The sequence below is a fragment of the Nocardioides sp. InS609-2 genome (assembly GCF_023208195.1).
Classification (GTDB): domain Bacteria; phylum Actinomycetota; class Actinomycetes; order Propionibacteriales; family Nocardioidaceae; genus Nocardioides.
In genome coordinates this window covers 2,398,369-2,423,707 of record NZ_CP060034.1, presented here as the reverse complement: position 1 = coordinate 2,423,707, position 25,339 = coordinate 2,398,369, and the positions used below count along the sequence as shown (strand labels likewise).

Annotated in this window: 24 protein-coding genes and 1 pseudogene; 14 read left to right on the top strand and 11 right to left on the bottom strand. The window is 68.3% G+C overall.

The genetic code is table 11. The features are described 5' to 3' along the window. Window positions 1–154: 154 nt before the first annotated feature. A complete protein-coding gene (locus H4Q84_RS12570; protein WP_248579442.1) occupies window positions 155–2,629 on the top strand; it encodes an RHS repeat-associated core domain-containing protein in 2,475 nt (824 codons plus the stop codon). A gap of 321 nt (window positions 2,630–2,950) precedes the next feature. Beyond that, window positions 2,951–3,097, top strand: coding sequence for a hypothetical protein (locus H4Q84_RS12565; RefSeq protein WP_248579441.1), 147 nt, complete (start codon window positions 2,951–2,953; stop codon window positions 3,095–3,097). Between the two features lie 461 nt (window positions 3,098–3,558). Here H4Q84_RS12565 and H4Q84_RS12560 read toward each other — a convergent pair whose 3' ends face one another. Then, complete coding sequence (locus H4Q84_RS12560) at window positions 3,559–3,741, bottom strand: hypothetical protein (protein ID WP_248579440.1); 183 nt, start codon at window positions 3,739–3,741, stop codon at window positions 3,559–3,561. Window positions 3,742–4,084: 343 nt separating this feature from the next. Here H4Q84_RS12560 and H4Q84_RS12555 point away from each other — a divergent pair, with 343 nt between their 5' ends. Further along, a complete protein-coding gene (locus tag H4Q84_RS12555; protein WP_248579439.1) occupies window positions 4,085–4,297 on the top strand; it encodes a hypothetical protein in 213 nt (70 codons plus the stop codon). Between the two features lie 155 nt (window positions 4,298–4,452). Here the strand turns inward: H4Q84_RS12555 and H4Q84_RS12550 are convergent, their stop codons facing one another. Then, complete coding sequence (locus H4Q84_RS12550) at window positions 4,453–5,121, bottom strand: hypothetical protein (protein WP_248579438.1); 669 nt, start codon at window positions 5,119–5,121, stop codon at window positions 4,453–4,455. Window positions 5,122–5,508: 387 nt separating this feature from the next. Here H4Q84_RS12550 and H4Q84_RS12545 point away from each other — a divergent pair, with 387 nt between their 5' ends. Both H4Q84_RS12545 and H4Q84_RS12540 read left to right on the top strand, forming a co-directional pair. Next, window positions 5,509–5,787, top strand: a complete 279-nt coding sequence (locus tag H4Q84_RS12545) for a type II toxin-antitoxin system Phd/YefM family antitoxin (protein ID WP_248579437.1) — start codon at window positions 5,509–5,511, stop codon at window positions 5,785–5,787. 8 nt (window positions 5,788–5,795) lie between these two features. Then, complete coding sequence (locus tag H4Q84_RS12540) at window positions 5,796–6,062, top strand: type II toxin-antitoxin system RelE/ParE family toxin (protein WP_248579436.1); 267 nt, start codon at window positions 5,796–5,798, stop codon at window positions 6,060–6,062. Window positions 6,063–6,192: 130 nt separating this feature from the next. Here the strand turns inward: H4Q84_RS12540 and H4Q84_RS12535 are convergent, their stop codons facing one another. The 7 genes from H4Q84_RS12535 to H4Q84_RS12505 all read right to left on the bottom strand — a co-directional run bounded on the left by H4Q84_RS12535 (window position 6,193) and on the right by H4Q84_RS12505 (window position 13,873). Continuing rightward, window positions 6,193–6,816, bottom strand: a complete 624-nt coding sequence (locus H4Q84_RS12535) for a histidine phosphatase family protein (RefSeq protein ID WP_248579435.1) — start codon at window positions 6,814–6,816, stop codon at window positions 6,193–6,195. Window positions 6,817–6,818: 2 nt separating this feature from the next. Continuing rightward, window positions 6,819–8,081 (bottom strand): phosphopyruvate hydratase, encoded by a 1,263-nt coding sequence (gene eno / locus H4Q84_RS12530; protein WP_248579434.1) that lies wholly within the window; start codon window positions 8,079–8,081, stop codon window positions 6,819–6,821. After that, on the bottom strand, window positions 8,078–9,355 hold the full coding sequence (locus H4Q84_RS12525) for an MFS transporter (RefSeq protein ID WP_248579433.1): 1,278 nt from the start codon (window positions 9,353–9,355) through the stop codon (window positions 8,078–8,080). Before H4Q84_RS12525 ends, eno begins: the two co-directional genes overlap by 4 nt. Next, on the bottom strand, window positions 9,352–9,699 hold the full coding sequence (locus H4Q84_RS12520) for a DUF190 domain-containing protein (protein WP_248579432.1): 348 nt from the start codon (window positions 9,697–9,699) through the stop codon (window positions 9,352–9,354). Before H4Q84_RS12520 ends, H4Q84_RS12525 begins: the two co-directional genes overlap by 4 nt. A gap of 301 nt (window positions 9,700–10,000) precedes the next feature. Beyond that, complete coding sequence (crcB, locus tag H4Q84_RS12515; protein ID WP_248579431.1) at window positions 10,001–10,369, bottom strand: fluoride efflux transporter CrcB; 369 nt, start codon at window positions 10,367–10,369, stop codon at window positions 10,001–10,003. Next, a complete protein-coding gene (locus H4Q84_RS12510) occupies window positions 10,369–10,962 on the bottom strand; it encodes a CrcB family protein (protein WP_248579430.1) in 594 nt (197 codons plus the stop codon). Before H4Q84_RS12510 ends, crcB begins: the two co-directional genes overlap by 1 nt. A 1,501-nt stretch (window positions 10,963–12,463) precedes the next feature. Next, window positions 12,464–13,873 carry an IS1380 family transposase gene (locus tag H4Q84_RS12505; protein WP_248579429.1) on the bottom strand — a complete coding sequence of 470 codons (1,410 nt, stop codon included), beginning with the start codon at window positions 13,871–13,873 and terminating at the stop codon, window positions 12,464–12,466. A 405-nt stretch (window positions 13,874–14,278) separates the two neighbouring features. Here H4Q84_RS12505 and H4Q84_RS12500 point away from each other — a divergent pair, with 405 nt between their 5' ends. The 3 genes from H4Q84_RS12500 to H4Q84_RS12490 all read left to right on the top strand — a co-directional run bounded on the left by H4Q84_RS12500 (window position 14,279) and on the right by H4Q84_RS12490 (window position 15,712). Continuing rightward, a complete protein-coding gene (locus H4Q84_RS12500; RefSeq protein ID WP_248579428.1) occupies window positions 14,279–15,040 on the top strand; it encodes a metalloregulator ArsR/SmtB family transcription factor in 762 nt (253 codons plus the stop codon). A 70-nt stretch (window positions 15,041–15,110) separates the two neighbouring features. After that, window positions 15,111–15,335: a DUF1905 domain-containing protein gene (locus H4Q84_RS12495; RefSeq protein ID WP_248579427.1), complete on the top strand. Its 225-nt coding sequence runs from the start codon at window positions 15,111–15,113 to the stop codon at window positions 15,333–15,335. After that, on the top strand, window positions 15,332–15,712 hold the full coding sequence (locus tag H4Q84_RS12490) for a VOC family protein (protein WP_248579426.1): 381 nt from the start codon (window positions 15,332–15,334) through the stop codon (window positions 15,710–15,712). The genes H4Q84_RS12495 and H4Q84_RS12490 overlap by 4 nt, the downstream gene beginning before the upstream one ends. A gap of 125 nt (window positions 15,713–15,837) precedes the next feature. Here the strand turns inward: H4Q84_RS12490 and H4Q84_RS12485 are convergent. After that, window positions 15,838–16,062, bottom strand: a pseudogene (locus H4Q84_RS12485) (penicillin-binding transpeptidase domain-containing protein); the annotation flags it as partial. A gap of 95 nt (window positions 16,063–16,157) precedes the next feature. On the opposite strand from H4Q84_RS12485, the gene H4Q84_RS12480 reads away from it, so the two are divergent. The 6 genes from H4Q84_RS12480 (at window position 16,158) to H4Q84_RS12455 (ending at window position 23,955) form a co-directional block, all read left to right on the top strand. After that, window positions 16,158–16,433, top strand: coding sequence for a hypothetical protein (locus H4Q84_RS12480; RefSeq protein WP_248579424.1), 276 nt, complete (start codon window positions 16,158–16,160; stop codon window positions 16,431–16,433). Between the two features lie 12 nt (window positions 16,434–16,445). Continuing rightward, window positions 16,446–18,293 (top strand): glutamine--fructose-6-phosphate transaminase (isomerizing), encoded by a 1,848-nt coding sequence (gene glmS, locus H4Q84_RS12475; protein ID WP_248579423.1) that lies wholly within the window; start codon window positions 16,446–16,448, stop codon window positions 18,291–18,293. A gap of 24 nt (window positions 18,294–18,317) precedes the next feature. After that, a complete protein-coding gene (locus H4Q84_RS12470; protein WP_248579422.1) occupies window positions 18,318–20,144 on the top strand; it encodes a penicillin-binding transpeptidase domain-containing protein in 1,827 nt (608 codons plus the stop codon). 84 nt (window positions 20,145–20,228) lie between these two features. Beyond that, window positions 20,229–21,233, top strand: coding sequence for an SGNH/GDSL hydrolase family protein (locus tag H4Q84_RS12465; protein ID WP_248579421.1), 1,005 nt, complete (start codon window positions 20,229–20,231; stop codon window positions 21,231–21,233). A 293-nt stretch (window positions 21,234–21,526) separates the two neighbouring features. Continuing rightward, on the top strand, window positions 21,527–22,975 hold the full coding sequence (locus tag H4Q84_RS12460; RefSeq protein ID WP_248579420.1) for an NAD-dependent succinate-semialdehyde dehydrogenase: 1,449 nt from the start codon (window positions 21,527–21,529) through the stop codon (window positions 22,973–22,975). Next, window positions 22,975–23,955, top strand: a complete 981-nt coding sequence (locus tag H4Q84_RS12455; protein WP_248579419.1) for a DUF2332 domain-containing protein — start codon at window positions 22,975–22,977, stop codon at window positions 23,953–23,955. The genes H4Q84_RS12460 and H4Q84_RS12455 overlap by 1 nt, the downstream gene beginning before the upstream one ends. A 73-nt stretch (window positions 23,956–24,028) precedes the next feature. Here H4Q84_RS12455 and H4Q84_RS12450 read toward each other — a convergent pair whose 3' ends face one another. Next, window positions 24,029–25,312, bottom strand: a complete 1,284-nt coding sequence (locus H4Q84_RS12450; protein ID WP_248579418.1) for an MFS transporter — start codon at window positions 25,310–25,312, stop codon at window positions 24,029–24,031. Window positions 25,313–25,339: the final 27 nt, after the last annotated feature.

The window sequence follows — 25,339 nt, the reverse complement described above, 5'->3', positions numbered from 1 at the left end:
GGTGGGGCCAACATTCGCGACGACACGCCATCCCACCCAGCCAGCGGCACCACTACCCAGGGCCGGGGCCAACATTCGTGACGATCAGGCACTCAACCGGGGCCAGAGAAGGTGACCACACCTAGACCTCACCTACTTCGACACCGGACAGATCGTGACCACCAACGACCACGTCAACCCGCTGGTCGACTACGACTACAACGCTCGCGGCCAGCAGAGGTATCGCCGGGCAGGCACCGCCGACCCTGAGTATTGGACCTTCAATCCCGACGGCACCATGGCCGAGCACCGCGATCGCCGCAAGGACGGCGTCGGAGGGCAGCGCACCACGTTCTCCTACAACGCTGACAACCAGCTCACGACCGCCCTCGACGGGGCCGGGATCACCTCACCCAACGCCAAGCCGGTCGAGATCGCCTTGACCTACGACGCTCTGGGTCGGACGACCCTGAGCCGGTTCCGATCGCAGGGCGCCACCAACTACACCACCACCGCGACCAGCTACGACCTCAACTCCAACGTCACCCGACGCATCGACGACGCCACCCAGACACCCACCGGAACCGAGCTGACCGCCGGCACCAGACACGACTACACCTACGACGCCGCCGACAGGTTCACCACCCAACTCGACCACCTCCCCGAGGGCTGTCAGAAAATCGACACCACCTACACGCCTGCCGGGATGCGAGCCACACAGGTCACTGCCCGTGCCCGTGCCACCCAGTCATGCACCGGGACCCCGGCCTACACAGTCAAGCAATCCACGGCCTGGGAGTACTTCCACAACCGCCTGCCCCAAACCCTCACTACGAGGTCCGGCCCGCTGGAGACCGGAACCCTCAAGGAACGCCACGTCCTGGACTACACGAACGCCGCCGGGATCTACCTCAATGGCAACCGAGCGCGCGACACGTTCACCATCAAGGGCAACTCCAACCCGTGCAGCACCACCGACTGCGCCGCGGCCTACACCTACGACGGACAAGACAGGCTCACCCAAGAACAGCGCAGCTCCGGCCCCACCATCAGCTACCAACTCGACGCCCCCGGCAACCTCATCAAGAAGACAACGCTCACGGCGATCACTAACCAGGAGCACCAAGAGCACCACGAGTACGACGGCATGCAACTGGTGCTCACCGCAGTCGGGGCGGCCACCAACTACGTCTCCCGGCACCATTACGACGCTGAGGGCAACGTCGACTGCGTCACCATCCCCACCTATACCGGTGCCTGCCCTCCGGACGGGTCGGCGCTCCTGGCCGACTACAGCTACGACTACCTGAACCGGCTCAGCTCTTATGCCAGCTACAGCAACGAGACGGTCGTCGACGAATCGAGCTACGAATACGACCCCTTGGACCGCATCACCACCCAGATCGAAAAGCACCCGAGTACACCCCAACGCACCTCAACCTTCACCTACCTCGGGCTGAGCGACCAGGTCACCAAGGAAGCCCAATCCGGAGACGCAAGCCGAGACGCCACCAAGACCTACAGCTACGACGCCTCAGGTCAACGCGTGTCGATGACCAACGACCCGAACAACACTGACCCCACCGAGACCCTCACCTACGGGTACGACCCCCACGGGTCAGTCTCGATGCTGCTCGACGCCACCGGCACCACCAAGGCCACCTACGGCTACGACGCCTACGGCAACGCCGACCAAGACCTCACCGTCGGCGATGCCGCCGACGACAACATCCTGAACCCCTACCGGTACACCGCAAAGAGGCTCGATACCGGGACAAGCACGCTGAACATGGGAGCCCGCCACTTCTCACCGACCACCAGCCGGTTCCTCACACCCGACTCCTACTCCGGGGCCCTCGACAACCTGGGTCTCTCCACCGACCCCCTCACCAGCAACCGCTACGCCCTCGCCGCCGGAAACCCCCTCAACAACATCGAAGTCGACGGCCACCGGCCCATTCAGGACAACGGCGACGAAGTCGAAACTCACTTGCCGTACAACACCGGATCGAGCGGATCGGGAGGTGGCGCCAGCAGCACCTCGAGTTCGACCGTCGGTAGGGGGGGTGACGGATCCTCGGGCGTCGGCGGAGGACGCAGTGTCAAGGAACGTATCGGGCCCGACGAATGGTCCGCGCTCGAGGGCCTCGCCTTGAGCGCCTTCCAGCAACTGTCCGTCGCGTTCAGCGCCGCGCACCTGGCCTCGGCAGCATCGATCATGAACTCGCGCCACAACGCCGATCCCAAATACCTTCAGAACCGCAAGGTGGAGGTCAACACGCGATCGGGCAAGGGACTCGGCCGGGCCGCCAAGGGCCTTGGAGTCCTCGGTGGCCTCGTCACGCTCCAGGACGAGCTCACGCGCGAGACCGAGGTCGAAGTCTCGAAAAAGGAACGCGTCGCGGACGCAGGAATTCAGATCGGTGCAGGGGGGATAGCGAGTGCCGGGGCTGCGGCGGTTGGCGCAGGTTTCTGTGTCGCCAGCGTGGTGTGTGGGGTCGGTGTTGGGGTCGGCGCTATCCTCTTCGGAGGCGTGGTCGGGTATTCTTCCGGCAAGGGACTGCACGCAAACGACGGCTGGTTGACGGGCGATCATGAAGACGACGCCCCCCTCGACCCCTTCGGCGTGCTCGGTCCCGGGCACGGCTGACCCTGTCCCAGCGTCTACCCCGACCCTACGTCCTCTAGGTCAGATGGAGCAGCAGTGCATGTGAGCGACGGCCCAGACGCCGACGAAGGAGCACGTGCAGTCGGGAGCCGGGCACTGCGTGCGTTGATCCTGACTGGGATGTTTGGGGGTGCGTACGCCTTCGGTGCCTGGGTTGACGAGTACCGATTCAGACCGGTGCTGCTTGCGTTGATAATCGTCGGGGGTCTAGCGCTGGGCGTCGTATCGGCACGATTCGCAGCGAGCCGCCCCCCACCGCCTCCCCGCAAGCGGTCCGCCTACATCGGGAGACTGGCGACGACGATGGGGCTGACCGGCGGCAGCCTGCTCCTGGCCCGGAACCTGACGGACACGACTGCCGAGTGGCTGGTCCTCGGCGGGACGGGCGTGTGGGCCAGTGCTGCCGGCTACGTCTGGTTCAGGGATCGCCAGCGGACCAAGCGAGCCTGAGTCGTGCCCGGCTCGGCGCCTCCTCATTCGGTTGGAATCCGCGAACGGGCGAGCTGATTGGGGCACGCCCGATCAGTGCGTTGCCTTGATGAGTTTGGACTGCTCAGCGGCGCAGCTGGGTGCTCGCCTTACCTTGCCAGAAGGCCGCCCACGGCCCGAAGGTAACCGGGGGCCGGTGCTGGCGCTTGTAGCAACTGGCCATACGCGTGACGGACGGATCGAACTTCGACGCCGCCGCGACGGGGGCGGGTCGTACGGCCGCCGCGACTCGACGCCTGCTGGTGGCGCCGAGTGTGGGCTAGCCTCGGCCGCCAGCCCAGCCGGCGTACGGCGCCCGCTGACGGAGCGCGCTGGTGGCCGCGTCTCACAAGCCAGTGGAGTCGTGTGTCTTCCGACGGCCATCATGCGATGGCCGGGCCTGGTCGACTGTCGCAATCCCGGAAGCAGCGATGACGAGAGCCTCACCAGCAACCGCCGCATGCACCTTCGTCAAAGTGCTGCACGGGCTGGCGCACCTCGTCCGGGAGTCCGTCGAGCTTGGCGTCGATCCATTGCTCGAACCGGGGGAGGTACGGGTCACGATGGGGGAGCAGTCCGTGGTGCTGCAGCAGGGCACGCAAGTGTTCGGTGGCCTTGCCCGGCACGGCGTCGAGTCATGGGTGACCGGGATCGTGCCGTTGCCGAGTCCGCGGAGCAGGTCCTGGACTTTGGGGGAGCGCTTCCAGACGATGATCGACTCCGGTCGTTCGGAGGCGCACAACGCACCAACGAGGCCCAGGAGCCGCACCGCGCGCTCACGCAACTCCGGGGTGTACTTCGAGGGACGTGCCATGAGAAAGATCCTTCCAACGAATCAGCTCTCCAGACACTCCGGGGCGGTTCAAGCAGATCACCCCACCGGTCGACGGGTCGGACAACACCTTCGTCCTCGACCCCGGCCAGAACGCCCAGCTGAACGTGGCTGCGGTCGGGGGACACCGGTACCGGGTGAGCTTGCCCGATTCGACGATCGACCGATGGAACAACTGGGTGCGAATCTATGCCCCCGACGGCACGAAGGTCAGTGAGAACTACGCCGTGCCAGGGTCCTCCTGGTACATCGAGGCCGCCCAAGCCGGCACCTATCGGATCGTGGTCGACCCGGCCGGGGAGTTCGCCGGCACCGCGACGGTCCGGGTCAAGGACATCACCGATCAGTAGTTGGTCGCGCGCTCGACGCGTGTCGACAGCGCACCTGCCGTGGCCGTACCCGCGACCACCTACGACCTGCGCGACTCACGGGCGGCAGACGCCACGACCTCGCGCGTAACGAGGGTCACACGTGACCGAGATCGCGAGCACGCGGCATCGGTGACTCAGTAGCGAAGGGTGTAGTTCTCCACGGTCGCGGCGAAGTCGGCGTTGCCCGGGATGTAGAGCCGGTAGCGCAGCCGCTCACCGGGCTTGCCGGCGGGGAGATTCGCACGGAATCTGCTGTCCTGGCCCGTCTTCACCTTCGTGAGGGGAACGTACTTCTTGCCAACTTTGCGGAGCACCTTGACCTTGCGGTTCTTGTAATCGGGGCTGACCGTGCCGACCACCCGGTGGCCGAACGTCTTGGCCTTGATAGCGCGGGAGACGCGGATGGTGACCGGTGCCGACTGGCTGGGTGCGTAGTTGTTCTCGGTCGCTGAGGTGGCTGTGTAGCCGTAGTAGACGACCCGGTACTCGGTGTTGCCTAGCACAGGAACGCCGTAAGACGCGAAGAGACCCGGGACAGGCTCGTTGCTTATGGTTGTCCACACTGGGTTGGCCGGTGTGCGCTCCTGCAGCGCAGCCCCGCCGTACGTGCCTAGGACAACGTTGTTGGCCGTGACCCGGCCCACGATGTTCAGTTGCCCGTGGCCATAGGACACCGCCCGGGTGTTGACGATGATCTCGGAGACCGTCGTGAGGTTCTCGGTGGCCTGGGCTGGTGCGGTCACCGCGAGTGGGGTGAGGCAGACCAGGCCGGCGACGAGGCTGATGAGGCGGGGCATGCGCATCGAGAAGAACCTTCCGTAGGGGCGTGCGTGGGAACGCAGCCGATGTTGTCGTCGCGTTGACCAACCGCGGGCGCAGTGGTGACGGGTACTGGCGGACCGTCGAGACTGCTGGGGAAGTCATCGTGTTGGAGCGTTGGCCGGCGTGTTGGCCGTTGCGAAGGTTGAGACGCGACCCAAACGGGTTTGGTTGCCGGGAATCTCGAACAGCGTCAAGTCTGCACTCTTCTTCGCGGGGCTCGCTGCCGCGGACGACGAGTGAGGTTGCGACACCTAGGAAAGACTATTGTCTATTAACATGACTGTCTTATTTGACATAAGATAGGTTATCGTCCCTTTTTTCGGTCCGTCACAGACCTTTCTTCGGACTTGAATGATACCCTAGGCTTCATGACGACGATTCCGCTCACCGAGGCTAAGTCGAAGCTAAACGAGCTGGTCGACCAGGCTGTGACCACCCATGAACGCGTGACTCTTACCAAACATGGACGTCCCGCCGCGGTGCTGATCAGTGTCGATGACCTCGAGTCCATCGAGGAGGCGCTGTACTGGCTTTCGCAACCGGGGATCCGTGAGGACATCGAGCGGGCCCGCAAGGAGCATGCAGCGGGCGATCTGTGGGACGAGGCCGCCGTGCGACGCCGCTACGGCGTTGGCAACGCCGAGTGACTGCCCCGGTGACCTGGAAGGTCTCCTTGGCGAGCGCGGCGATCCGCGACCTGGACAAGCTGCCGCCGCGGGTGCTGCCGGCTGTTGTCGAGTTCCTCTACGGTCCCCTCGCCGAGGAGCCGCGGCGGGTCGGCAAACCGTTACGCGACGACCTTGACGGCGAATGGAGCGCGCGGCGCGGTAGCTACCGCGTCCTGTACCGCCTTCACGAAGACGGCGAGGTTCTCATCGTCACCCGTGTTGGACACCGCAGCGACATCTACCGGCCGCGTTGACCGGGGATCGGTAGGAACCATCGACCGGGCGGGCCGCTCGGTCTGGGATGCACCCGCACCGGGCGCGCGCTGAGCATTCCGCCCGCGACCCCGGGCCACCAACCACTGTGCCCGCGAATGGTCCATGAGCTCAGGGTGACGTCCCCGCCGCCAGCGTCTCCAGCGCCTTGGCGTCACCGTCGACGGTCCGCACCCGCCAGCCGCTGCTGGCCAGCTCGATCGCGTTCCAGCAGGCCGTCCGCTGAGCGATGTGGTGTGGCGGGCAGAGCCCGGGGTCCAGAGCACGCAGGAGCAACGCGTTCACGACGTCGTGAGCAACCAGAACCACCGGTCCGTGCCGCAGGTGTGCGGCCTGCTCGTCGAGCACAGCCCTGACCCGCTCGACGACATCCTCTAGGGGCTCGGCCCCCGGTAGGTCAGCGAGCCCGGGCCCGAACCTGGCGCGGAGCTCCTCGGCCGGGTGACCGGTCCAGAGACCGTAGTCGCGGTCCACGAGGCGCGGCTCGATGGCGATGTCGATCCCGCAGGGCGTGGCGATGGCCGCGGCCGTCTCCTGAGTGCGCGTCAGTGGTCCCGAGACGATCCGTGCCGGTCGCATCGGCAGACCGGCGAACGCATCGCCCAACGCGAGTACCTCCTGGTGACCCACCTCGTCTAAAGGTGGGTCGAGATGCCCACGCAGTCGACCCTGCGCGTTCAGTGCGGTGCGGCCGTGCCGGACCAGGTAGACGACCTGGTGATCATGCTGGGCCATCGCTACGGACGCCCGAACCCGAGATCCGGTCCCTCGAGGGAGATTTCGAGCAGGCGGTTGTACTTCGCTGTGCGCTCGCCGCGGGCCGGCGCGCCGGCTTTCAGCTGGCCGCAGCCCGTGCCGACAGCCAGGTCGGCGATGAAGGTGTCGGGGGTCTCACCCGAACGGTGCGAGACCATGGCGGCATAGCCGTGCCGGCGGCAGATCGTCATGGCTTCGAGGGTCTCGGAGACGGTGCCGATCTGGTTGACCTTGATCAAGGCGGCGTTGGCGATCCCGTCGGCGATTGCGCGTTCGATGATGCGGGGGTTGGTGACGAAGTTGTCGTCGCCGACGAGCTGGATGCGCTCACCCAGCCGTTCGGTTAGCAACCTCCAGCCCTCGTCGTCGTCCTCGCCGACGCCGTCCTCGATGCTCCGCACCGGGAACCGGTCGACCATCTCCTGGTAGTAGGAGACCAGTTCCTGGCTCGACCACCGCTGGTCGGCAACCGTGTACAGGCCGTTGCGACGGAACTCGCTGGCCGCCGGGTCCAGGGCGATCGCGACGCCGCGGTCTCCGGTCTCGTAGCCGGCGTCGCCGATGGCCGCGACGAGGAGCTCGAGCACTTGGTCGGGGTGGGCCAGGTCGGGTGCGAAGCCGCCCTCGTCGCCGAGCCCGGTGGCATGGCCGGCGTCCGCGAGTCGGCGGCGCAGCCGCGCGTACACCTCGGCCCCGGCGCGAAGCGCCTCGGCGTAGGACGGGGCGCCGAGCGGTGCCAGCATGAACTCCTGGAAGTCCAGCGGGTTCGCCGCATGAGCCCCGCCGTTGACGACGTTGAAGTGCGGGACCGGTAGCCGCGGGCTCTCACCAGTGACGGTGAGCTGGCGCCACAGCGCCGTCCCGCGCGTGGCGGCGAACGCACGCGCGGCGGCCATGGAGACCCCGACGATCGCGTTCGCTCCGAGGCGGGACTTGTCGGGCGTGCCGTCCAACTCGATGAGCGCGGCGTCAACCTCGGACTGGTCGAGGAACGTGCGGCCGACGAGTGCGTCGGCGATCTCGCCGTCCACGTGGGACACCGCGGTCAAGACACCGTTGCCGTCGTACCTGGTGGCGTCGCGGTCGCGCAGTTCGACGGCCTCGCCGCTGCCGGTCGAGGCGCCGCTCGGCACCCCGGCGCGGCCGAGGTCCCCGGCCGAGGTTTCCAGCTGCACCAGGAGGGTCGGGCGGCCGCGGGAGTCGAGGATCTCCAACGCCGTCAAGCTCGTGGGCGTGATGCTCACAGGTTCTCCTTGGTCGTGGGGGAGCGGGGTAGGACCAGGCGGCTGGCCGCCACGGAGGCGACCATCCAGATGGCCGCATAGGTGAACGCTGCGGTGGGTGACCAGAACGCCCAGATCAGACCTGCGGTGAGCGTGGCCCCGAGGTCGCCGAAGGACTGGACCAGACCGAGGAGGCCAAACCCGTTGCCGCGTAGCCGGTCGGGCAGGGCCAAGGCGACCGTGGTCGACTCCGCGGTCTCGGCCAGGCCGATGCCAGTGCCGGCGGCGGCGAACGCGATCAGCAGCAGCCAGACCTGGGCCGGCCCCCACGCGAGGATCGCGTAGGCGAGCACGTAGAGCGCGGCTCCGGTGGCGAAGACCAGCCGGGGGCTGGTCCGGTCCGTCCAGGAGCCGCTGACCAGGGCGGCCACGGTTGCCGCCGCGTTGTGTCCGGCGTAGAGCAGGATCGCCAGGCTCGTGGCCGCGGTCAGCGAACGGGTATCAGTGTCCAGGAGGCCGGTGGCCCGGAGGATGAGGAGCGTGGTCGCCAGGTTACCGAGCTCGAAGAGCGCGGCTGGGGCCAGTGCACGGATCAGCCCGGCACGCCGTAGCTCACCGATGTTGAAGCTGAGCCGACGCCGACCTTCGGGCGCCGCGACCACCCGTCGGGCCTCACTGGCGGCCACCGTGATGGCTGCGGCCGCCAGCAGGCCCGGGATGAAGGCCAGAAGCAGGGTGTGACGGATGCCGACAGCGGCCACGAGCCCGGATGCCAGGAGAGGGCCGATGAGTGCTCCGAGGTTGTCCCCTGCGCGTTCGACCCCGCTGGCGCGGCCGAACGCTGCCCGGGGGACCATCGACATGAGCAGCGAGTCGCGTGCCGGGGAACGCAGACCGCGCGACATCCACGCCAGCCCGCGCAACAGGGCCACCTGCCACACGGCGGTGGCGAGACCGATCGCGGCGGTAGCGATCGCGGTGACCAAGTACCCGCCGGAGGCGATCCGGCCTCGGCGAGCCGGGTCGCTGCTCAGTGGGCCGCCGGCGAGCTTGCTCAAGCCCACCAGGGCGTCCGAGACCCCCTCGATGGCCCCCAAGGCGGCCGGCCCGGAGTGCAGCGTGGAGGAGATGAACGTCGGCAGCAGGCTGGTGGTCATCTCGTGGCCGGCGTCGCTGCCCAGCGAGGCCAGGCCGACCGACGCGACGCCGCGGGTGAGCCACCGGCCCTCCACGCTGCCGGGGTCGGTCGTGGGGGGTCGTGGGTCGTCGGGTCTCTGGCTCCCGGCCTCGCTCACCCGCCCAGTTCCCGGCTGGCGTACTTCACGACCTCGACGGGGTCGAGGATCACCAGGCCCTCGGTGACCAGCTCGTCGAGCTGGGGCAGGAAGGCACGGATCCTGTCTTCGACGTCGACGATCACCACCGAGCACGGCAGGTCATCGCTGAGGTCCAGGATGCGGGAGGTGTGGATCATCTCCGACTTGCCGAATCCCTCGATGCCGTGGAACACGCTCGCGCCGGCGAGCCCCTGCTTGTGCGCGCGGTGGACGATCTCGGTGTAGAGCGGGCGGTGGTGCCACCGGTCGTTGGCCTTGACGAAGATGGTCAGGCGCAGGGCGGGTCCGGCTGCTAATCCCATCAGGTGCTCCAAGGGTTGCCGGGGCGTGGGCTTCGGAACGCGTCCACAACTCTGCCGTCGGCGCATCGAGGCAGTCGTCGGATCGGCATGGTTGCAGGGAAGACTCGGCGGTCGCGCCCGGTGGGGGGTAGCGCGCACGGGCCTGGCGCGGGGCCGACGGATGTTGTGGGCATGAGGGCTCCTACCTTGACCAGGCAGGGACTGTTGGCGACGTCGTCGCGGTTGTCGGCGAGCCCCACCGCCATCGGGCGCCAGCCTAGCGGTTCCACTCCCACGGGCGCAGAGTCTCGGGGCTTGGGGCTCACAGTGCGGCACCGACGGCCAGGCCGACCAGGGCGGCGCCGAGGCCGGCGGTCAGGGAGATGGCGACGTTGATGGTGGCGTAGAGACGCGCTCCGCTCTCGTAGAGGCGGAACGTCTCGTAGCTGAAAGTGCTGTACGTGGTCAGCGCCCCACAGAAGCCCGTGCCGAGGGCGAGCATCACAGCCTCCGGAACGTGGTGGGCGTCGGCAAGGCCGATGAGGAGGCCGAGGATCATCGAACCGACCACATTGGCCGTCATCGTCCCCCAGGGGACCACGGTGTCATGGCGAGCCTGAATGGCCCGATCCGTCAGATAGCGCGCCGGTGCGCCGATGGCGGCACCGAGACAGACGAACAGGAACCCCATCAGGAACCACCCCCCTTCCCGGCCCGCGCCTGACGGGCCCGCGCTCTACGGGCTCTGCGCCGCAGCAGAGCTAGCACCACACGGCCCAGGACGACACCGATGATCACCGCTGCCAGCGCGGCTGCGATCGTCCCGAACAGGTAGACCAAGGCCAGGGCCGGTTCCTGGCTGTCCAGCAGGCCCGTGGTCTGCACCGTGTAGGTCGAGAAGGTGGTGAACCCGCCGAGGATCCCCACACCGACGAAAGGCCGCAGCAGCGGGTGACCTGCGCCAACCTCGACCACGTAGACCATCAGGAGTCCGATCAGGGCACACCCCCCGACATTTGTCACGAACGTCGCCCACGGAAACCCGCCAGCACCTGCCGCCCAGGCGATCTCGAGGCCGTGCCGGGCCGAGGCGCCCAGCATCCCGCCGGCGGAGATCGTGGGCAGCACCCACCGGTGGGCCGTCCACTCACGACGCTGGCGCGGCAGGCCGAGATCGACGTCGGGATCGATGGACCCGTGCTCGGTGTCGGTCGGCCGCTGCTCTCCAGCACGGTTCTCGTCTGCGGAGGGCAGGCCCGCAACAGCAAATCGTTCCTCGGACATGGGCTCCCACCTGTGCGACGTCACGTCTCGTTGTCAGGTAGGGACTGTTGGCAGCTAGTGTGTGCTGCGGTTCTCGGCGAGCCCCACCGCCATCGGTCCGGAGCCTACCGAACCCGGCACGTTCCACCGCACGGATGTCATGTTGGCTCGTCGCTGACATCGTTTGCTTGGGAAGCGCTCATCTGCGGGCACCGCCACTGTCGGACGACGTTTGACCCTCGTGGACGTCATCCCGATACTCGAGGCAGGCCGATCACCAGAAGGAGACCCCACTGTGCAGTCCGGGCAACCCGGGTACCCGTTCTACCCGCAGATCATGGGTGTTTCCGGGGGAGGCGCCGTCGCCGGCATCCTCTACCTGGTGTCGGGGCCTATCTGGGTCGGGCTCATGTTGCTGATCCTCTGTCTCCCCATCCTCCTCTGGGCGTGGAGGAAGCACAGCGCCTGAGGGCCGCGTCCGGGGGCGACAATCCACGCCACCTTGTTGCCGTGTTTGCGTAGGTCGGGCGCAGGTTTGTCGACGCGCCTGGGGTAGTGGAGCAGGCCCTGTGCCGCCGTTGATTCATCTGATGCAATACGCAAACTTCTACCTGACATAAGGTTAATTATCGGCCGATCCCGTGTAGCGCCTCAGCACGCATCAACCGGTGCACGGGCGGGCAACTGGGACGAAGTCAAACAGGAGCGTCGACGTGAAACGCGGAGTGTGAGGCGACCAGTCCTCGGGGGGTGGCAAGCTCGGCACGCCTCACCGCGCGGATTGCCGAGGCGCGAGACTGAGGTACGGCGCCTGGGACCGTCCCGTATTTGGGTCAAGCAGCGCGATCAGTTGGCATGCTCGGCGACGCGAGCCAGGCTGCGCGACTGCCCGGCCAGAACCTGATCCAAGCGCTCCGGCACATAGGTCTGTCGGTCGGCACCCGACTCGACAGCACCGAGCCTGTGGACGGTTCCTACTATCCAGCTCGTGATGGCGCTCACGCTGTGCATCGCGGCGGTTCGCGGGCACACCCCAATTGCCACAGAGCACCGGTGGTTCCTCTGGCGATCATCGTCGTCGTCTTGTCGGTGAGCGTCCCAATCAGACTGACCCCTCGCTCGACAATGAAGCTCATTATGCGATGGCGTTGACCCGGATGACAGACGTTGCCCGAACGGTGTTGACAATGGCGCGCTGAGACTTCCCGTGTCCGGCTACTCGACAAGTGCCGAGCGGTCAACGTCGGCGACGTCTGTGATACCTACGAACCCCAGTGCCGTCTCCAACTCCTCTCGCAGCAGGCCAAAGACTTTGTCCACGCCCGACGGACCGACTGCGGCCAACCCGTATGCAGCGGGACGTCCGATCAAGCATGCCTTAGCCTCGATCCACCGATGGGCAGGGGCTGAGCGTCCGCGGTCGCTGAGGCGGGGTCTTCGAGTGTGTGGGCGTGGCCGACCGTCTGGCCTCGCTGCCAGGTTGTTCCGGGTTGGTCGTTGTGCCGGTGTCGGCTGGGGGTGGTCAGGTCGTCGGTGCCGGTGTTGGTCCGCAGGCCCGGTTGAACAGTTCGCTCCAGGCTGTCTCACAGGGCCATCCGGTCGGGAGGTGCAGCGTCACTCTTCGTGCCGAGGACGCGACCCGGGCGGGCACGGCGATCAGCTTGCGGCGGATGGTCGCGGTGGTGGCTTTGGCGAGTCCCGGGCCGGTGATGGTCGCGGCTGCTCTGGTCAGGTTGAACGCTATGACGGCCAGCACGAGCCAGGCGGCGTTCGCTGCGAACTTTCCCGATGGCAGATGCGCGAGGGCGGAGCCCTTGAGGTCGGAGTGGACCTGTTCGATGATCGCGTGGCCGCGGTGGGTCTTGTCCGCGGCCACCGTGCCGGCCACGGCCGGGTCTGTGGTGGTGAAGAAGGCGTGGAAGCGCCAGGTGTCGAACAACGTCTCCTGACCATTCTTGGCGGACGTGTTGAGGTCGGGGATCCGGCGGACCACGAGCCGTCCGGTGACTTGGTCGGCTTTCTTCTTGGAAGTGAACGCGGTGAACGGAATCTCGGCGACCTCGGCGCGGGAGACCCACGTGTTGGTGGGTTCATCGAAGACGGCGTCGGTGTACTCGATGGTGGTCCAGGCATCGTCACCGATGGTGGCGATCGCCGCCTTGACCTTGGGATCCATTCGCACGGTGACCGAGATGTCGGCGCCACCGCGCAACGCCGCGTTGACCACCTCGGCGCCGTAGAACGCGGAGTCGGCTCGCAGCATCGGGCGCAGATCGGACTTGGCGGGCAGTTTGCTGGTGGTCTTCAACGCGTCGGCGACCAGGCGTTTCGCGCCCCGCGGTGAACCACATGATCCCTTCCGGAGCCGGTGGGCCACGATCACCGGCGCGGACTGGCTCGTGGACACGACAGCGAGCAGCGCGTTGAGCCCACGCACGCCGGAGTAGCCGTAGCCAGAGCCCTGCTTGGCGTGCCCGTGGACCTCGACGATGGTGTCGTCGATGTCGATCATCACCCGCTCGCTGGTGTCAGGTGAGGTCACGATCAGCGGTGCCTGCTCGGCCAGCCCGGCCAAGAACCTCGAGGCGACAGCGTCGAGCTGGCGGACGTGGCCGAAGCTGAACGTGCGCAGGAACGAACCCAGCGTCGAGGGCGCGTAGGCGTTCGTGAACACCCGGCCCATCCCGCCGTGACGGAGCAGCGCCATGTCATCGATGCTGTCCGCGCCGGCGACCATCCCGGCGACCAGCGAGGACACCTTCAACCCCGCGTTCGCGCCCTTGTCGGTCGGCACAGTGAGGTGGGCTTGGGCCAGTTCCTGGAGTCCCGCGGATCGGGCCAGCGCGAGGACCGGGACCAGCCCGGCCGACGACACGAGATTGGGATCATCGAACACTGCCGACGTGGCACGGGGCGTGTGGCAAAGTTGCATCTACGAGATGCCCTTCGTCTTGGTGAGAATTGGGACCCTGAAGAAGTCCGATTTTCCCAGCACGTAAGGGCATTCTCACTTCACGACGCGCTCACAACCTCAAGCTCATCGGTGGATCGAGGCTTAGCACCCAGCGCGCAGTGCCGGGTCCTTGCCGAGCTAGTACGCCAGCTCTGGTGTGCCGCAAGCGGCACCCGTCCCGGACACTTTCACCGGACAGGTCTTGCGGCGCGGCCATGCCCTTCGCGCCGGTGGCAGGCGGCTGGCTTGAAGCCCCACCGCAGTAGGTTCGGCCAACGGCGCGATCCGGTAGCTGCTGTAGAGCCCGCATCGGTGAGGTCGCCACTTGAACCGGAATGGCACCCACGCTTGACATGAAACCAAATGGTTTCCTATTCTGGTCGCGTGGAACAGGTGTTCAAGGCGCTCGCGGACCCGACGCGGCGTGAACTGCTCGATGAGCTGTTCCGCCACGACGGGCAGGCCTTGGGCGCGCTTGCGGGCCGGTTCGACATGACGCGGGTGGCGGTGGCTAAGCACCTGCGCCTGTTGGAAGGCGCCGGGCTGGTTGCGGTCCACCGTCGAGGCCGGGAGAAGCTGCACTACCTCAATCCGATCCCGATCCGACTCGTCCACGACCGGTGGGTGAGCAAGTACACCGAGGCCTGGGCCGCCAGCCTCGTCGATCTCAAACGCGACCTGGAGGCGAGCGTGGAGAAGATATTCGAGATCTACATCCGGACCAGCCCGGAACGGCTGTGGCAGGCGATCACCGATCCCGAGGTCCGGGCGCGGTACCAGTTCGGTGCGGTTATCAAGTCCGACTGGACGTCCGGGTCGAGCTACCAGGTGACGCACGACGGGGCGCCTGGCTCGCTGATCGAGGGTGAGAACCTTAAGATCGACCCGCCGCGCCGGCTGGTGCAGTCCTATCGAGCGGTGTGGGGCGACGACGTCGCCGCAGAGGGCACCAGCCGTGTCACGTGGCAGATCGAGCCCGTCGGCGACTCGTGTCGGTTGACCGTCACCCACGACCAGCTGCGTGAGGATGCCGACGAGCACCTCTACGGCGGCTGGCCGATGATCCTGTCCGGGCTCAAGACCTGGCTCGAGACCGGCCAAGAACTCACCACTCCGGGCTCACTCAGTTATGGAGGATCGAAATGAGCACTCTGGACAAGAGTTTCACCGCCGTGCTGAACGAAGCCCGAATAGGGGCGGCTGGACCTACGTCGTCATGCCCGGCTCGGCCGAGTACTTCGGCACCCGCAGCCTCGTGCGCAACCGCAGCAGCATCAACGGTCACCATTTCCGCGGCTCGTTCATGGCCCTCGGCGACGGCACCCGCAAACTCGCCGTCCCCGCCAACATGCGCGCCCACGTCGGTAAGGACGCCGACGACACCGTCAACGTTCAACTCGACGAACGCATCCCACCTGCACCGCGAAGGAGCACTCGATGAACGCCACTAAGACCGACATCACCGGGGTCCGTACCGTCAGCATCCCGGTCGACGACCAAGACGCCGCGTTGCGCTTCTACGTCGACACGCTCGGCTTCAGGACGCTGCAAGACAACCCGACGCCCGATGGCGGCCGCTGGATCGAACTCGCCCCGGGCAACGACGACGTGATCGTCACCCTCGAACCCGCGGCGCCCAACGTGACGCGCGGCGCCATCGGCATCCGATTCACCACCGAGGACGCCGAAACCGCGCACTCCAAACTTCAAGCCGCCGGAGTCGACACCGACGAAGTCCTCCGCTGGCCCGGAGTCCCAGCCATGTTCGCCTTCCGCGACCCCGACGGCAACGCCTTCTCCATCACCGAAATCGCCTAATCTAGCGCCGTAGCGGAATCCCCCATTGGAGAGGTGCGGGGTCGGTCTCGCCTGTGGGGGCGATGGTGACTGCCAGAACCGGGGGGCCCACGCCGGGAGAATATCGCCGGGGCCGTCGAGGCGCCTCACCACTCGACGGGGAGGCGCGAGGGCCGGGTGCCGGTGGGCGGCACATGGTAGCGGCCGAGGGCGTAGCCCATGACCCGCGAGAAGGCCGGGCCGCCGATCGAGCCACCACCGCCCTCGACCTTGGGGGCGTGGACGACGACGTAGACGGTGAAGCGGGGGTCGTCGGCCGGAGCGAAGCCCGCGAAGGACACGGAGTTGGCAGTTGCCGCACCAGCAAGGCCTGCCCCACCCGTGAGCGAACCACCAAAGCAGACTGATCTGCCCGATTTCGGGCAGAAACTTGCGTGTGAGCGCTACCTGGTCGCACGATCACTCGGTGTCAGCCGACCAGTCCAGCCCCGACGAACTCGCGGCGCACGTGGTCGCGACCACCGGACTCTCGGCAACCGATGCGCAGCGGGTCATCGACGACGTGGTCGCGTTCCTTCGCGAGCCCGTGGAGGCCTACGTACGCCGCCGGCACACCGAGCTCAAGACCTATGGGGCCAAGAACCCCGAGATCTACGACCAGATCGCCATCGAGCTGGCCCAGCGCGTCGTCGCTGCGCCCCAGCTCACCGTCCGGCAGCTGCGCCGGATCATCTACGGGTAACAGGAGACAGACATGTGCGGAATCGTCGGCTACATCGGCGCCCAGCAGGCACCACCGATCCTGCTCGAGGGGCTCAGCCGCCTGGAGCACCGCGGCTATGACTCGGCGGGTCTCGTGGTCCGGGCCAACGGTCGCGGACCGCGCGCGCTCAAGGTCGCCAAGCGAGCCGGGCGGGTGCGGGACCTGGCCGACGGCCTGCCCAAGCGGTTCGCCGGCACGGCTGGCATCGGGCACACCCGGTGGGCCACCCACGGTCCGGCCAACGACGTCAACGCCCACCCGCACACCGACGCGGCGCAGCGGGTGGCCGTCGTGCACAACGGCATCATCGACAACGCCGCCGCCCTGCGCGACAAACTCACCGCCGACGGCGTCGAGCTGGTCTCCGACACCGACACCGAGGTCATCGCGCACCTGATCGGGCAGTCGGAGGCCGACACCCTGGAGGGAAAGGTCCGCGACGCGCTGTCGGTGATCGACGGCACGTGGGGGCTGGCCGTGCTGCACGCCGACTTCCCGGACCGGATCGTCGTGGCCCGCAACGGCAGCCCGCTGATCGTAGGGGTGGGTGACAAGGAGATGTACGTCGCCTCCGACCTGGCCGCGCTGGTGCGTCACACCACCACCGTGGCGATGCTCGACGACGGCGAGCTGGCTACGGTCACGGCCAACGGGTTCACCACGTTCCGCCACGACCTGACGGCCACCTCGAAGGCAGCCAGCCGGGTCGACGTCGACCCCGCGTCGTACGAGGACGCCACAGAGAATCAGTGGGGCCACGCGTCGTACATGCACAAGGAGATGCTCGAGCAGCCCGCCGCCGCCGAGCGGATGCTGCGCGGCCGGCTCGACGAGCGGTTCGGCGCCGCCCACCTGGGCGGGCTGAACATGGAGCCGCGGGAGTTCCGTGCGATCCGGCGGGTGAAGATCCTGGGCTGTGGCTCGGCGTACTACGTCGGCCAGATGGGTGCCGGGCTGATCGAGGACCTGGCGCGCATCCCCGCCGACGCCGAGGCGGCCAGCGAGTTCCGCTACCGCAACCCGATCATCGAGCCCGACACGCTGTACGTCGCGGTCAGCCAGTCCGGCGAGACCATCGACTCGCTGCTGGCCGTGCAGGAGATCCGGCGCAAGGGCGGGCGCGTCATCGGGCTCGTCAACGTCGTCGGCAGCGCCATCGCCCGCGAGTGCGACGGCGGGATCTACCTGCACGCCGGCCCCGAGGTCGCGGTGGCGAGCACGAAGGCGCTGACCAACATGTTCCTCGGCTTCGCGCTGCTGGCGATCCAGCTCGGCCGGGTGCGTGACCTCTCCATCGCCGACGGCAAGCGGCTGGTCACCGCGCTGGCGGCGCTGCCCGGACAGATCGAGCAGATCCTGGCCAAGGAGGAGGAGTACGCCGAGGTGGCGCGCACTCTCGCCGAGGCGCCGAGTCTGTTCTTCATCGGTCGAGTGCGCGGCTTCCCGGTGGCGCGCGAGGGTGCGCAGAAGTTCAAGGAGATCAGCTACCGGCACGCCGAGGCCTACCAGACCTCCGAGCTCAAGCACGGGCCGCTGGCGCTGATCGAGCCTGCCCTGCCCACCGTGGCGATCGTGCCGGCCGACGACCTGACCGAGCGCAACGTCGGCGCCCTGCACGAGATCGCCGCCCGCCGCGGACCGCTCGTCGTGGTCACCCACGAAGGCGTCGACCTCGGCGGGGTCGCGGCCACGCGCCTCGACGTACCGAGGAGTGAGCCGGAGCTCGACCCGATCCTGATGACCCTGCCGCTGCAACTGCTGGCCTACCACGCCGCGTTGCACCTGGGTCATGACATCGACAAGCCGCGGAACCTCGCGAAGTCGGTCACGGTGGAGTAGCCGGTCACTTGGTAGACAGGGGCCATGCATCTGCGGACCGGTTCGGCGGCCCTTGCCCTCACTGCCCTTGCGGCCACGCTCACGGCGTGCGATCTGCCCTGGTCGGGCGGACCCGACCCGGAGCCGGTGCTGGAGAAGCTTGCCGTCGCGCTCGAGGCCGGTGACGTGCCCGCCGACATGGAGCCAGTGCTCGCCGAAGTGGCCGACCTGCCGCACTCGGTGACGGCAGCGCCGGCGAAGATCGAGGAGGACGCCGCGACATCCGCGCTGACCTGGCAGTGGGAGGTGGCGGGCGAGCCCTGGGAGTACGACGTGCCCGTCGAGCTGAACCTTGTCGGGGACGAGTGGCAGTTCGACTGGACCCCGACGCTGATCCACCCCGAGCTGACCGACGGCGACACCCTCGACACCACCACGATCAACTCGGCGCGCGGCCCGATCACCGGCGCCGGTGACCTGCCGTTGGTGACCGGGCGCGACGTCGTGCGGTTCGGCATCGACCGGTCCCTGATCGACCCGGCGCAGGCCGACGCGTCCGCCCGGGCGCTGGCCGCGCTCATGCAGGTCGACCCCGAGCGGTTCGCGACCTCGGTCGTCAAGGCCGGGCCGAAGGCGTTCGTCGAGGCCATCGCGCTGCGCACCGAGGACGTCGATCCGGCTGTCTCCGCGGGACTCGAGGCCATCCCGGGCGCCCGCGCCGTACCCGGCACGCAACAGCTCGGCCCCACGCGCGGCTTCGCGGCGCCCATCGTCGGCACGGTCGGACCGGTGACCGCCGAGATGGTCGAGGAGAAGCCCGACACCTACGCCGCCGGAGACGTGGCCGGCCTGTCCGGCCTCCAGGCGAGGTACGACGACCAGCTGCGCGGCACGCCCGGCCTGGTGATCAACCGCGTGACAGGCGACGGCGAGGAGGAGCTCTTCCGGGTCGACCAGGTCGACGGTCAGCCGCTCGCCACCACGCTCGACGAGAACCTCCAGGTGGCGGCCGAGAAGATCCTCGCCGACGTCGGCCCGGCCAGCGCACTGGTGGCGATCCGGCCGTCAGACGGGGCGATCCTGGCAGCCGCCAACGGTCCCGGCGCGGGTGGCTACAACAACGCGACGTTCGGCCAGCTCGCGCCCGGCTCGACGTTCAAGACCGTCAGCACCCTGGCGCTGTTGCGGGCCGGACTCACGCCCGAGACTCCCGTGCCGTGCACGGCGTCGATCGTGGTCGACGGGAAGCCGTTCGAGAACTACGACGACTACCCGGACGACCGGCTCGGCACGATCCCGCTGCGGTCGGCGCTTGCCAACTCCTGCAACACCGCTTTCATCTCCCAGCGCGACAAGATCCCGGCCGGCGGCCTGGCAGAGGCGGCCGCGGCGCTCGGGCTCGGGGTCGACCACGACCTCGGCTTCCCGGCGTACTTCGGCCAGGTCGAGCCGCCGGCCAGCGACACCGAGGGCGCGGCCGACATGATCGGCCAGGGCAGCGTGCTCGCGTCGCCGATGACGATGGCCTCGGTGATCGGGTCCGTCCAGGCAGGGCACACCGTCGTACCCAAGCTGCTCACCTCGACCGTGGCGACCGAGCAGACGCCGATCCCCGAGGCCGAGGCGCTGCGCGGGATGATGCGCGGCGTGGTCACCGACGGCAGCGGCACCTTCTTGAACGCGCTGCCCGGCCCGCCGGTGATCGCGAAGACCGGCACGGCCGAGTTCGACCGTGACGGCAAGCGGCTGCTGCACGCCTGGATGGTCGCTGCGCAGGGCGATCTCGCCGTCGCGGCCTTCGTCGACGAAGGCGTTGGTGGACGGGTGACGGCGGGCCCGTTGCTCGAGGCGATGTTGCGCGCGGGGCGTTGACGCCCTTCCCCTCACCGCGCGGTAGCCCTAGCGTGACGTGGGCCACATCTTGTGGCGATGTTGTTCTGATTCTCGGAGGAACCAATGTCGTTCTCACTCGTGCGCGCCATGGCGACCGCGTCCGCGGCCGCCGTGCTCGCCGTACCTCTCCTGCATGCACCCGCCCAGGCGGCCGCTGCCGAGTACGTCGCCCTCGGCGACAGCTACTCGTCGGGCACCGGCACGCGCAGCTACATCGCCGACGGCACGTCGTGCCAGCGGTCGACGAAGGCCTACCCGTCCCTGATCGCGGCGGCGCGCGGCTACTCGCTGAACTTCCGTGCCTGCTCCGGGGCCCGCATCCCCGACGTCACCAACACCCAGCTCTCCGCGCTGACCGCCGCGACCAGCTTCGTGACGATCTCGGTCGGCGGCAACGACGCCGGGTTCGCCGACGTACTCACCGAGTGCGCGAAGCCGGGTTGGATGAGCAACTGCAACGGCGCTGTCGACCGCGCGCAGGCCTTCATCAACAACGCGCTCCCCGGGCAGCTGGCCGGCCTGTACGCCGCGATCCGCAGCCGGGCGCCGAACGCGCAGGTGGTGGTCGCCGGCTACCCGCGCATCTTCAACGGCGAGGACTGCAACGCCGCGACCTTCTTCTCGCCCGCCGAGGAGATCCGGCTCAACCAGACCGCCGACCTGCTCAACAGCCGGACCAGTACCCAGGCCGCGGCCGCCGGCTTCGGCTACGCGAACCCGACCTCGGCCTTCATCGGCCACGCGGTCTGTGACAACCCCGAGTGGCTGAACGGCCTCTCCAACCCGATCAGCGAGAGCTACCACCCCAATGTCGCCGGCCACGCCAGTGGCTACACGCCGACCGTCAGCGGTGTGCTCACCGGCGTCGCGCTCCAGGTGACCGGCGCGATGCGGCGTACGTCCGCGGCCAGCGCCTCATCGCAGGCAGCTACTCAGCGCCAGTACGCCGCGGCAGACCGCTCCATCCGTCCGAAGGAGTTCACCGCCCCGGACCTGACCTCGAAGGCCGCCCGGGTGGCGGCACGGAAGGCCGGGATCGACCTGGAGAAGTGGGTGGCGCGGCACTGATTCTCGCCTGGTGTGGCTATCGGCGAGCTGCTCACGATATCCGCCGCTCGGTCGCCGACCACCGACGTTGCTCGTTGGTCGAGTGGGGCGATGCGAAGCGAGCCCGTATCGAGACCCAGCCCGAATGACCGGGAAATGGCGCAGGCCCCTTGCCGCATGGGGTCGGCAAGGGGCCTGCGCTGACCAACCTTACGGTGGGCCGTGAGAATGTTCCCACGGCGGAACATCGCACGTCACGGGCTCCGCCAAATGACAAAGCAAAATCCCGACCCGGTCCAGACGAGGTGAGGCACATGTCCGACTTCAAAGACCTGCTGTTCATCGGCGGCGAGTGGCGAGAAGCCGCTGATGGCGCGAGGTTCGAGGTCATCGACCCGGCCGACGAGTCGGTCCTGGCGCGGGTCGCCGACGCCGGCGAGGCCGACGCGATCGACGCCCTCGAAGCCGCCGTCGGGGCCCAGGCGGCCTGGGCCGCGACCGCCCCCCGCGAACGCGGCGAGATCCTGCGGACGGCCTACGAGCTGCTCGTCGAACGTGCCGATGACCTGGCCAGGCTGATCAGCCTCGAGATGGGCAAGCCGCTGGCCGAGGCGGCGGGCGAGGTGGCCTACGGTCGCGAGTTCCTGCGCTGGTTCAGCGAGGAGGCGGTGCGGATCCACGGTCGCTGGATGAGCGCTCCCGACGGCAAGAGCCGGCTGCTGACCTTGAAGAAGCCGGTCGGGCCGTGCCTGTTCGTGACGCCGTGGAACTTCCCGCTCGCGATGGGCACCCGCAAGATCGGGCCGGCGCTGGCGGCCGGCTGCACGATGGTCGTGAAGCCCGCGGCGCAGACTCCGTTGACGATGCTCGAGCTGGCCGCGGTCTTCGCCGAGGCGGGCGTGCCGGCGGGCGTGCTCAACGTCGTCACGACCAGCTCATCGGCCGAGATAGGCCAGGCCATCATGGGCGACGACCGGTTGCGCAAGGTGAGCTTCACCGGGTCGACCGGGGTCGGCAAGGTGCTGGTCAAGCAGTCGGCCGAGAACCTTCAGCGGGTCTCGATGGAGCTGGGCGGCAACGCGCCGTTCATCGTCTTCGGCGACGCCGACCTCGGCGCCGCCATCGACGGCGCGATGATCGCCAAGATGCGCAACATGGGCGAGGCCTGCACCTCGGCCAACCGCTTCCTGGTGCACTCGTCGGTGGCCGAGGAGTTCGCGACCAGACTGGGTGAGCGGATGTCGGCGCTGACCGTCGGCCGTGGCCAGGACGACGGCGTCGACGTCGGTCCGCTGATCGACCCCGACGCGGTCGAGTCGGTCGGGCAGCTCGTGATCGACGCAGTCCACGACGGGGCTCGGGTGGTCTGCGGTGGCGAGACGCCGAACGGCGCGGGCTACTTCTACCCGCCGACCGTGCTGGTCGACGTACCCGCCGAAGCCCAGATCAACACCGTCGAGATCTTCGGCCCGGTCGCGCCGATCACCAGCTTCGAGACCGAGCAGGAGGCGGTCGCTGCGGCCAACGCGACGGAGTACGGCCTGGTTGCCTACGTCTACACGCGCGAGCTGGCCCGCTCGCTGAGGCTGGCGGAGTCACTCGAGTTCGGCATGGTCGGGATGAACACCGGCCTCGTGTCCAACCCCGCTGCGCCGTTCGGTGGCGTGAAGTCGAGCGGGTTCGGTCGTGAGGGCGGGTTCGAGGGGATCGAGGAGTACCTCGAGACGACGTACGTCGCGCTGCCGGTGACCGAGCTCGACTGATGGAGCTGTTTGCCGACGTCACCACGCAGTACGCCGACTTCGCGACCTCTGCTGCCGACTCGCCCTGCTTCGAGGCGTGGTCGCTAGCGGTGGTCGACGACCCACAGGTGCAGGAGTGGGTGGCGACCCTGCCGGGCATCAAGCAGCAGCCGAACCTGGTGTTCGCGGCGGCCCGGTGGCACGGCGTACCCGCTCCAGGCCCGTACGCCGGCTTGCGCGAGGCGCTGCTGACCGACGACGGATCGATTCGGGCCACGATCATGGCGCGCGCCACCCAGACCAACGAGGTCGGGCGACTGGCCACCTTGCTGCCGGCTTTCGTGCAGGCGGCGGCCGGTCGGCCGCTGGCACTCCTGGAAGTAGGTGCGTCGGCGGGGCTGTGCCTCTATCCCGATCGCTGGTCCTATGCGTGGCCGCCGGTGGGGGCGCTGGCCGGCCCGGGTCCGGAGCTGCGGTGCGAGGTGAGGGGACCGATGCCCGTGCCCGACGCCCTGCCCGAAGTGTCGTGGCGTGGCGGGCTCGACCTGCACCCGCTGTCGGTCACCGACGCCGACCAGATGGCGTGGCTGGCCAACCTCGTCTGGCCCGAGCAGGACGACCGGCGCGCCCGTCTCCAGCAGGCCATCGAGATCGCCGCCGCCGATCCGCCGCAGCTGGTCCAGGGTGACCTGCTCGAGGACCTGCCGGCGCTGGTGGACGAGACGTCGTCGTACGGCGAGGTGGTGGTGTTCCACAGCGCGGTGCTGGCGTACGTCGACGAGCAGGGCCGGCGTCGCTTCGAGACCATGATGGCGGGGCTGGTCGCCGACGGTCGGTGCCACTGGGTGAGCAACGAGGGCAGACGCGTGCACCCGGTGGTCACCGAGACCGGCCCGGAGCTGCCGGCCGACCTGGCGTCGTTCGTGCTCGGGCTCGACGGGCAGGCCGTGGCGTGGACGCACGGTCACGGCGCCTCGATGCGCTGGCTTCCCGCTGGTTGAGGTCCGAGCGCAGCGAGCCTCGAAGCCAAGGGCACGGCCGCCTCGGGTCTCGATACGGCGCTCGTCCTCGCGCCTACTCGACCACCGATGAGCGCAGCATGACCCGGTAGCGCACGAACGTCGGCACGGCGATCGACGCGACCACGGTGAGTACGACGACCAGCACGCCACCGCCGGCGGCGGCGGCCGCGGTCCCGACGACTGCGGCGGTCGCGCCGTGGGCGACGTCGGCGATCCGCGGACCTCCGGCGACCACGACGATGAAGATGCCCTGCAACCGACCGCGCACGGCGTCGGTCGCGACGGTCTGCAGCATGCTCGTGCGGAACGCGGCGCTGGCCATGTCGGCGGCGCCACCGATGACCAGCATGAGCAACGCGATCACGAGCATCGCGCGCGGTGACACGTCGGCGAACCCGACGGCAAGTCCGAATCCGGCCATCGCCAGACCCCACACGATGATGGCGACGACGACCGCCTTGCCCTGCGCAGAGACCCGCGAGACCCAGCCCGAGAGGATCCCGCCGATCACGGCACCGGCAGGGATCGCGGCGAAGAGCAGCGCGAAGGCGAGCCCACCCTCCTCCGGCCCGGCGAAGCTCTCGTGCGCCACCTCGGGGAAGAGCGCGCGCGGCATGCCGAAGACCATCGCGATGATGTCGACCAGGAACGACATCAGCAGCACCGGCTGGCCGCGCAGGTAGCCCAGCCCCTCGATCACCGAGCGAATGCCCGGCACCCCGGCCACCGCGCCCTCGACGGGCAGCGCCGGCAGCCGCACCACAGCGGACAACGTGGCGAAGAGGGTGAGGGTGTCGATGAGATAGAGCCACTCGAAGCCCAGCACCGGGATCAGCGCGCCGGCCACGAGGGGTCCGCCGATCGCACCGGCCTGCATGACGGTCATGTTGAGCGAGTTGGCCGCCGGCAACAGCTCATCCCCGACGAGCTTGGGCACCACCGCGCTGCGGGTCGGCTGATTCACCGCGAAGAACGCCTGCTGCACCGAGAACAGACAGAGCAGCGCCCACACGTTGTCCATGCCCAGCGCCGCCTGCAGCCAGAACAGCCCGCTCGTGACTATCAGGCCGAGCGTCGTGACCACCAGCAACGTGCGGCGGTCGAAGACATCGGCCAGCGCGCCGCCGTACAGGCCGAAGACGACGAGCGGCACGAGGCCGAAGACACCCGTGAGCCCGACGTACGCCGACGAGCCGGTGTCGGCATAGATCTGCGCGGGCACCGCGACGACCGTGAGCTGGGCGCCGATGACGGTGATGATGTTGGCCGACCAGAGCCGGCGGAAGTGCGGGTTCTTCAACGGCCGGGTGTCGGCGACCAGACCCCGGATGTGCATGCGTGGACGATACGTGGTGCGGACCGA

Bases quoted from the DNA above. Each gene is read 5' to 3' on its own strand.
- H4Q84_RS12565 (WP_248579441.1), top strand. From the start codon at position 2,951: ATGGGGCTGACCGGCGGCAGCCTGCTCCTGGCCCGGAACCTGACGGAC.
- H4Q84_RS12550 (WP_248579438.1), bottom strand. From the start codon at position 5,121: ATGCGCATGCCCCGCCTCATCAGCCTCGTCGCCGGCCTGGTCTGCCTC.
- H4Q84_RS12545 (WP_248579437.1), top strand. From the start codon at position 5,509: ATGACGACGATTCCGCTCACCGAGGCTAAGTCGAAGCTAAACGAGCTG.
- H4Q84_RS12535 (WP_248579435.1), bottom strand. From the start codon at position 6,816: ATGGCCCAGCATGATCACCAGGTCGTCTACCTGGTCCGGCACGGCCGC.
- H4Q84_RS12520 (WP_248579432.1), bottom strand. From the start codon at position 9,699: ATGGGATTAGCAGCCGGACCCGCCCTGCGCCTGACCATCTTCGTCAAG.
- crcB (WP_248579431.1), bottom strand. From the start codon at position 10,369: ATGGGGTTCCTGTTCGTCTGTCTCGGTGCCGCCATCGGCGCACCGGCG.
- H4Q84_RS12510 (WP_248579430.1), bottom strand. From the start codon at position 10,962: ATGTCCGAGGAACGATTTGCTGTTGCGGGCCTGCCCTCCGCAGACGAG.
- H4Q84_RS12505 (WP_248579429.1), bottom strand. From the start codon at position 13,873: ATGCAACTTTGCCACACGCCCCGTGCCACGTCGGCAGTGTTCGATGAT.
- H4Q84_RS12495 (WP_248579427.1), top strand. From the start codon at position 15,111: ATGCCCGGCTCGGCCGAGTACTTCGGCACCCGCAGCCTCGTGCGCAAC.
- H4Q84_RS12490 (WP_248579426.1), top strand. From the start codon at position 15,332: ATGAACGCCACTAAGACCGACATCACCGGGGTCCGTACCGTCAGCATC.
- glmS (WP_248579423.1), top strand. From the start codon at position 16,446: ATGTGCGGAATCGTCGGCTACATCGGCGCCCAGCAGGCACCACCGATC.
- H4Q84_RS12470 (WP_248579422.1), top strand. From the start codon at position 18,318: ATGCATCTGCGGACCGGTTCGGCGGCCCTTGCCCTCACTGCCCTTGCG.
- H4Q84_RS12465 (WP_248579421.1), top strand. From the start codon at position 20,229: ATGTCGTTCTCACTCGTGCGCGCCATGGCGACCGCGTCCGCGGCCGCC.
- H4Q84_RS12460 (WP_248579420.1), top strand. From the start codon at position 21,527: ATGTCCGACTTCAAAGACCTGCTGTTCATCGGCGGCGAGTGGCGAGAA.
- H4Q84_RS12455 (WP_248579419.1), top strand. From the start codon at position 22,975: ATGGAGCTGTTTGCCGACGTCACCACGCAGTACGCCGACTTCGCGACC.
- H4Q84_RS12450 (WP_248579418.1), bottom strand. From the start codon at position 25,312: ATGCACATCCGGGGTCTGGTCGCCGACACCCGGCCGTTGAAGAACCCG.